Genomic DNA, 7,469 nt, shown 5'->3' with positions numbered 1-7,469 from the left:
CGCTTTGCAGCATCGCAAGCGCGGTCTTAAACATATATCCGTGGCAGTCGATGCAGGGGTTGAAGTGCTTACCATAGCCGTATTTCGGCTCGAAAAGCACCTGCCGCAGATATTCGCTTCTGATATCGACGCTTTTAAAATCCGCCCCCGCGGCTGCGGCTCTGCGGCGCATGATCTCGCTCTTATCGTCCTTGCCGCTAAATCCGATATCCATATTCAGCGCGAGCACCTCGATGCCTTGCGAGACGATGAGTTTGACCGCGAGCATGGAGTCAAGCCCGCCGCTAAAGAGCGCCAATGCCTTCATTTCGTTCCTTTACTTGAGTTGGTTGATCTTTTTTTGATACTCCAAGATTCGCTCGATCTTGTCGGGCGCGTCGGAGTTTTTGAGCTTTTGCATTAGCTCTTGCAGGGCGTTGCGGCGTAAAATTTTGCACGCGTCGTTAAAAAGCGCCGCACCGCCGATAGGCAAAATTTCATCATCCAGCGCGAGCGCGCGCAGATTTTCAAGGGCTTCGTTTTCTACGCTTTGAGTATTTTGAGCGTTTTGAACATTTTGAGCGGCGGCTTTCTTTTCGCTTTGATTTGCGCCGATGCTTAAGCTCCGTCTCTCGCCGTTATTTGCGCCCTCTTGCTTCTCGCCGCCGTTTGCGCCCTGCTGCGCGGGGCCTTTTAAATTTACAGCGCCTGGGGAGCCCTGCCCGATAAAATTTTGCTCGCTAGAGCTCTCGCCGCTTTTTAAATTTACGCTCTCGCTACGGATAAAATTTTCTCCCGCGCCGCCTGCGATGAAATTTTTAAAATTCCCGCCGCTGCGAGCGAAAGCCAAAAACGCCTCGAAAATATCGCCGTGCATACGAAAATCGCGCCGCTCCAAGCAGCCGAGCCCAAGCTCCGCCATCTCGCCATCGAGCAGCATCGATTTTATGATCTGAAGCTCGGCGATCTCCTTGCGGCGCAGTAGCGTCCGCCCGAGCCTCGCCGAAGCCGCAGGCGGCGCGGAGCTTTCGTAACGCGCCGTGCTTTGCGAACGATTAAAATTTCCGCCGTTTAAGCTCCCGCTAGCGCCGCCCCTGCCGTCTGCGCCATGCCCCCCGTAAGAGCCGAAATCACGAGAGCCAAAATTCCCGCCATCGTTAAAATTTCGCCCCTCAAAGCCCGTGCCGAAATTTTTACCGCCGCTAGAGAGATTAAACGAGCCGGGCGAGATGTTTAAAATTTGCGCCACTAGGCTCTGATAGGACTCGGCGAGCACGGGACCGAGCGCTGCGGTAAATTCTTTGATCTCATTTAGCGCAGCCTCTTTTTGCACGGGGCGGGCGAGGTCATATTTTTTAGCGATCTGTCGAATTAGAAACTCCCCGCTCTCCATGCCGCTAGCATAAATTTGCTCTAGCTCGCGCACCTTGCCCGCGACTATCATATCCGCAGGATCGGCGCCTCCTCCGATTATAGCGACGCTTGAATCGATCTTGTTCAGGCACAAAAGCCGCGCCGATTTCATCGCCGCATTAACGCCCGCAGCGTCGCCGTCGAAGCTAAGCACGACGTTAAGCTCCGCACGCTTTATAAGCGGCAGATGAGCGGGCGTCAGCGCCGTGCCGAGCACCGCTACGGCGTTGTCGATGCCCGCTTGATGCAGCATGATGACGTCCATGTAGCCCTCGGTGATGATGAGGGTTTTTTTGGCGATCGCACTTTTTTTCGCGAGATCGAATGCGTAGAAAATTTTAGATTTATCAAACAGCGCGCACTGCGGCGAATTGACGTATTTAGCGGGATTATCGCTTATCGTGCGGCCGCCGAAGCCTACGAGCTTGCTTGCGTGGTTGTAGATCGGAAAGGTGATGCGCTCGATGAAGCTAGCGTAAAGCCCGCGCTCGTTTTGCTTCACCGCGCCCGCATTTAGCGCGTCTTGCGTCGGAATTTCTTCGTTTTGCAAAACTCTGATCGTCTGCGCGCTAGCTCCAGCGTAGCCAAGGCCGAATTTGCGGATGCTTTGTTCGCTTAGGCCGCGATCGTGCAGGTATTTCACGGCGGCGGGGTTTTGATAAAGGCAGCTTTGGTAGTAGGCGTTTAAAATCCCGAGCACCTTCTTCTCTTCGCTGCGCTCCTGGACTTTAGCGCCGGTGTATTGCAGCGCGAAATTATACATCCCCGCAAGCTTTTCGACCGCTTCGGGAAAGCTTATCTTTTCGTAATCTTGGATAAATTTAATCGCGTTGCCGCCTGCCTTGCACGAAAAGCAGTGAAAAATTCCAAGCTTGGAGCTCACGCTCATGCTCGGGTGCGAATCGTCGTGAAAGGGGCAGACGCCCACGAAATTTGCGCCGCTGCGCTTAAGCGGGATATATTTTTCTACGACGTCTACGATATCTACGGTAGCCAGCAGATTTTCTATGCTTTCGTTTTTAATCATAAGCGAAATTATACCCGCACTTTGCTATAATTGCCCTTTATTTTTGCGACGAGGTTTGATTTGGATAATTTTTTCTTAGACGATCGCGACCCGATTTTCGGGCTTATCATGCTGATAAGCATAATCTTGCTAGTGTCGATTCTAAGCTATATTTGGGGAGTTTTTTCTAAAAAAAACGAGAGGCAGAGCCTAGAGAATTTCATCAAAAAATTTGATACCCTAGACGCGCTTAGCTCGGAGCACAGAGCGCTTTTAGCAAGCCCGCAAATAGATATCCCTACGCTTGGGATTTTAGCTAGCTCTTTCGTCAAAAGCGGCGACTTCGAGCGCGCGATAGAAATTTATCTAATCGCGCTAAGTAAGGCTAGCGGCGGCGTGCAGAGGGAGTTTATCCTTACCAATCTCGGCATCGTATATTTCAAAGCGGGCTTTTTAGGGCGCGCCGAAGAGGTGTTTTTGCAGGCGCTGAAGCTACGCCCCAGAAACAAAGAGGCTCTTACGCATCTTACGGTGATTTATGAGCGGCTGAAGCGCTTTAATGAGGCGCTTGAGGTACTTGACGCGCTGCGCGAACAGGACGCCGAAGTATATGCTCAAAGCCAGTTCGAGCGCGCCCAGATCATCGCAAACGACGCCAATACGCCGTTTAATAAAAAGATCGCTAAAATTTCAAAGCTAAACTTCAAAGGCGCGGGGCGGTTTTGTATGGAGCTTTTTATCAAAAATAAAGAGCCTATGGAGGGCTTTGACCGCTTCCCGCCGATCGAGCAGGCTATCGATCTGATCTATGATTTCCCTGCGGCGGTAAATACGCAGGATGCGGAGTACAACGCGCTTTTTTACGCGCTCGGAAAAAACGATCAAAAGCCGCAGAGCGCGAGTAAAATTTTTGAGATCAACGCGCTTATGGCTATGAAAGACGCGGGCTTTGAGGACGCGGGGCTTAGCTTTAGCTACACCTGCGCGAAGTGCAAAAGCTCGGTGGGGCTTTTCTCGCACCGCTGTCCGGTCTGCTACGAGCTAGGTAGCATGGAGATCAGAGCGCAAATTTCGGAGAAAACCGGTGAAATCGGTCAAACTTTTTAGCGACGGCAGCTGCCTCGGAAACCCTGGAGCGGGCGGCTGGGCTTACATACTGCAATACGGCGACGCGATAAAAAAGGCAAGCGGCGCAGAAGCGATGACGACTAATAATCAAATGGAGTTAACAGCCGCTATAATGGGGCTTAGCGCGCTTAAGCAGCCCTGCCGCGTTGAGCTTTTTACCGATAGTGAATATGTCGTAAAGGCGATAAATTCCTGGCTCGCAAAGTGGGTCGTTACCGATTTTAAGGGTAAGAAAAACGCAGATCTGTGGCGCAGATACCTTTCGGCGGCGGCACCTCACGAGATCAGGGCCTCGTGGGTCAAAGGGCATGCGGGACATCCGCAAAACGAGGAGTGCGACGCTATGGCTCGCGCGGCTGCAGAAGCGATAAAGGGCTAAAATTCTGCGGCGAAGCTTGCGGTTGCGCGGATTTAGCATATATTCACCCGCGTTTGCTTTGCACGCAGAGCCGCTTCGGCGTAAATTTTATCGCCCGAAGCCGGTTTTAGTGAGTTTAGTTCACGCAATCGGGCTTCGGTGCGCTCTGTTTATTTGTGTCGTTCGCGCAAGCTCGCACTTATTTGTGCGTGGATTGGGTCTATGAGCGGACGAGCTTTGGCGGAAATTTCGTTAGCAGCGAGCAGGCTTTAGCGCGACTGTATTCGCGACGGGTCTGTTTTTGGCGAGGATTTCGTTTGCGACAAGTGAGCCTTAGCGCGGTTTGCGTTAGAATTGGCGGGCACGTTAAATTTTATTCGTCGCAGATCGTCGCTAGCGCGTTTCATTCGCCGCGTTAGCGCAAAGTTAGCGCAGATCCCGCTCGCATTCGTTTCGCTTGCGCAGGTTTGTTCGCGCCAGATGCCGTTTGCGTGCGAGCTGCCGCGGATTTCGTAGAATTTTATAATAAAGGGCAATAATGCAAAATTTAGAAAAATTACAAGAAAAACTGGGCTACAAATTTAAAAATTTAACCCACCTCAAGATCGCTCTTACGCACAAAAGCGCCAAAAACGGACACAACAACGAGAGGTTGGAATTTTTAGGCGATGCGGTGATGGATCTGATCGTGGGCGAGTATCTTTTCAAAAAATTTAGCAGCGACGAGGGCGATCTGAGCAAGCTGCGCGCCGCACTCGTGAACGAAAGCAGCTTCTCTAAATTTGCAAAATTTTTGGGCATCGGCGAGAACCTGAATATGTCGCTATCCGAGGAGCGCAACGGCGGACGCGAGAAGCCCTCGCTGCTTTCGGACGCATTTGAGGCGATAATGGGCGCCGTCTATCTTGAGAGCGGGCTGCAAAACACCGCCCGCATCGCGACTGCAATTTTAGAAATCCTCTATCCGCGCATCAGCTTTAACGAGCTCGTGCGAGATTACAAAACCGCGCTGCAAGAGCTCACGCAGGCAAAATTCGGCGTCACGCCCGAATATGTCCTTTTAGGCTCAAGCGGCCCCGATCACAAAAAAAGCTTCGAAATGGCGGCGCTTGTTGGCGGCAAGCGGCTCTCATCCGCCGTGGGAGCGAGCAAAAAAGAGGCCGAGCAAAAATGCGCACAAATCGCGCTCGAGCTTTTACAAAACGGCGCCTCGCACGGCACTAGCGCAACAAGTGGCGAGCAAGCAGCATGCGCTAGCGACGCACAAAACGGCGCGAACTGCGCTCAGAACGGCGAAAAAGGCTCACGAAGCGGCGGACGGGTACGGGGCAGCACAAAGAGCGAGAATAATAATCGAGGCGGCAAAAGAAGCGGGCGCGATACGGATAAACAAAGCAGCGGCGATCAAGGAGGCACGCTATGAACACCTTCGGCGAGAGATTGCGCCTTAGCACCTTCGGCGAGAGCCACGGCGCGGCGATCGGCGGCGTTTTGGACGGATTGCCGGCTGGCGTGGAGATCGAGCTTTCAAATATCCAAAGCGAGCTTGATCGCCGCAAGCCAGGCGGCAAATACGCTACGCCGCGCAAAGAAGTCGACGAGATCGAAATTTTAAGCGGGATTTTTGACGGACGCAGCACCGGCACGCCGATCGGATTTATCATCCGCAACGCAAACCAGCACTCGAAGGACTACGAAGATCTAAGGGATGTTTTCCGCCCCGCACACGCCGATTTTACATATTTTGCCAAATACGGACTGCGCGATTACCGAGGCGGCGGGCGGGCAAGCGCGCGCGAAACCGCCGTGCGCGTGGCCGCGGGAGCGTTTGCACAAATCCTGCTAGATCACTTTAAAATTTCCGTAAAAAGCGGAATTTACGGCGTGGGCGAAATTTACGCGGGAAATTTAGACTTCGACTTTGCGCAAAACAGCGAAATTTTCGCGCTCGATCCCGCTGTGGAGGACGCGCAGAAGGAGCTAATTCTAAGCGTCAAAAATGCGGGCGATAGCATCGGCGGCTGCGTGCTGACGCGCATTACGGGCGTGCCTGCGGGGCTCGGCGAGCCGCTGTATGGTAAGCTCGATGCGACGCTTGCGGGCGCGCTGATGGGCATAAACGGCGTAAAGGCCGTGCAGATCGGCGCCGGAGTGAAGGCAAGCACGCTAAAAGGCAGCGAGAATAACGATTTCATGCACGCTAGCAAGAATGCGATCCATACCAACGGCGGCAAGATCGGCGCAAATTTCGCGAGCAACAACGCAGGCGGGATCTTAGGCGGCATAAGTAGCGGCGCGCCGATCGAGATTGCGACGCATTTTAAGCCCACTCCGAGCATTTTCATGGCGCAGCATAGCGTCGACGTGTGCGGCGCGGACGCGGTCTGCGAGCTGCGCGGGCGGCACGATCCGTGTATCGCCGTGCGCGGCAGCGTCGTAGCTACCGCAATGGCGCGGCTGGCGATCGCCGATGCGCTGCTGCTAAACGCGAGCACGACGCTGGGGAATTTAAAGCGAATTTACGGCGAGGATTAAATTTAGACGGGCGGTGCGGCGAAATTTTGCGAAATTTAATGAAATTTCAAGGGCCGAGCGATGAAATTCTCGCGAGCGAGGCGGACAAATTTTAAATTTACGCGGTAAGCCTATCGCGACAAGGAGAGCAAAATGAGACTTGAGCGTATCGGCGAGGACTCGGCGCTGATCGCGCGCATAGAGGCGATCAACGTCGCGGCGTTCCCCGAAATCGAGCGTATCAGCATAAAAAATTTCTTAAAAATGTCGCGCAAAGGACAGCTTGAAATCGCGGCGATTTTCGAGGATTTTAGCGCCCTGGGCGGCGGCGCGGCTGACAAAAAATCTAATGCGACGAGTAAAAAATCCAGCTCGGAAAGTAAAAATCCCGGCGCAGCGAGTGAAAATTTATGCGCGCCGAAACAAGATTTTTGCGCGGTAAAGCAAGATTGCGACGAAGCAAGCCAAAATCGTGGTGCTGCAGGTAAAAATTCCGATGCGGATAACCGCGGCGCGGCAGAATTAGCCTCTTTGAGTTCCGAAAATCGCGGCGCGGCAGATAAAAAATCTAATGCGACGTGTGAAAAATCCAGCTTGAAAAGTAAAAATCCCAGCGCGGCGACAGGCAAAAATTCAAACGCGGCGGCGCAAAATTTAAGCGGCGAGGAGCTGGTTGGCTTTTTCGTCTATAGAACCGAACAAACCTACAAGCGCGCGATTTCGCACCACAAACAGCCGCTGCCGCGCCTAAATACGGATAAAATTTTAAGATCCAAAGCCCATAGCGGCGCGGAATTTGACGGCGCAGAGGATGAAATTTTAGGGGGTGAAATTTCATCAAGCGCCGCAGAGGGCAAAATTTCGTCAGGTACTGCAGAAAACGAAATTTCGCGCTACGATGAGAGTGAAATTCCAAGCGGCGGGGGGAGCGGGATTTTTTACGTGGCTTACCTCGGCATCGATGCGAAATTTCGCGGGCTGGGGGTTGGCTCAAGGCTACTCGCGCTCATCGCCAAGCAAAATCCGCGCGCGCAAATCGTCCTTGACGTCGAGCCGCCGCACGAGGACGCG

6 protein-coding genes and 1 pseudogene are annotated in these 7,469 nt (G+C 53.1%); 5 read left to right on the top strand and 2 right to left on the bottom strand.

Translation table 11 applies throughout. From position 1 onward, the window contains the following. Together Q0438_RS01375 and dnaG are read right to left on the bottom strand one after the other, a co-directional pair. The coding region (locus Q0438_RS01375; RefSeq protein ID WP_299186480.1) for an argininosuccinate synthase domain-containing protein at positions 1-307 on the bottom strand (307 nt) is incomplete at its 3' end. A gap of 9 nt (positions 308-316) precedes the next feature. Next, entirely contained in the window at positions 317-2,419 is a 2,103-nt protein-coding gene (gene dnaG / locus Q0438_RS01370; RefSeq protein ID WP_299186478.1) for a DNA primase, read from the bottom strand. Positions 2,420-2,479: 60 nt separating this feature from the next. Between dnaG and Q0438_RS01365 the strand changes: the two genes are divergently transcribed. From Q0438_RS01365 to Q0438_RS01345, 5 genes and pseudogenes are all read left to right on the top strand, one after another. Then, on the top strand, positions 2,480-3,505 hold the full coding sequence (locus Q0438_RS01365; RefSeq protein ID WP_299186476.1) for a tetratricopeptide repeat protein: 1,026 nt from the start codon (positions 2,480-2,482) through the stop codon (positions 3,503-3,505). Then, a complete protein-coding gene (gene rnhA, locus Q0438_RS01360; protein WP_299186474.1) occupies positions 3,483-3,905 on the top strand; it encodes a ribonuclease HI in 423 nt (140 codons plus the stop codon). The genes Q0438_RS01365 and rnhA overlap by 23 nt, the downstream gene beginning before the upstream one ends. 517 nt (positions 3,906-4,422) lie before the next feature. Next, a pseudogene (gene rnc / locus Q0438_RS01355) lies at positions 4,423-5,085 on the top strand (ribonuclease III); the annotation flags it as partial. A 218-nt stretch (positions 5,086-5,303) separates the two neighbouring features. Beyond that, positions 5,304-6,419, top strand: a complete 1,116-nt coding sequence (gene aroC, locus Q0438_RS01350) for a chorismate synthase (protein WP_299186471.1) — start codon at positions 5,304-5,306, stop codon at positions 6,417-6,419. 132 nt (positions 6,420-6,551) lie between these two features. After that, positions 6,552-7,469 (top strand): GNAT family N-acetyltransferase (locus Q0438_RS01345; protein ID WP_299186468.1); only part of this gene is annotated, 918 nt, incomplete at its 3' end.

This window comes from uncultured Campylobacter sp., assembly GCF_938030785.1.
Classification (GTDB): Bacteria; Campylobacterota; Campylobacteria; order Campylobacterales; family Campylobacteraceae; genus Campylobacter_B.
Note: the sequence above shows the minus strand (reverse complement) of the source record. Positions and strands in the feature narration are given on the sequence as shown.

Excerpts from the sequence above, each read along its gene's own strand:
- dnaG (WP_299186478.1), bottom strand. The coding sequence starts at position 2,419 with ATGATTAAAAACGAAAGCATAGAAAATCTGCTGGCTACCGTAGATATC.
- aroC (WP_299186471.1), top strand. The coding sequence starts at position 5,304 with ATGAACACCTTCGGCGAGAGATTGCGCCTTAGCACCTTCGGCGAGAGC.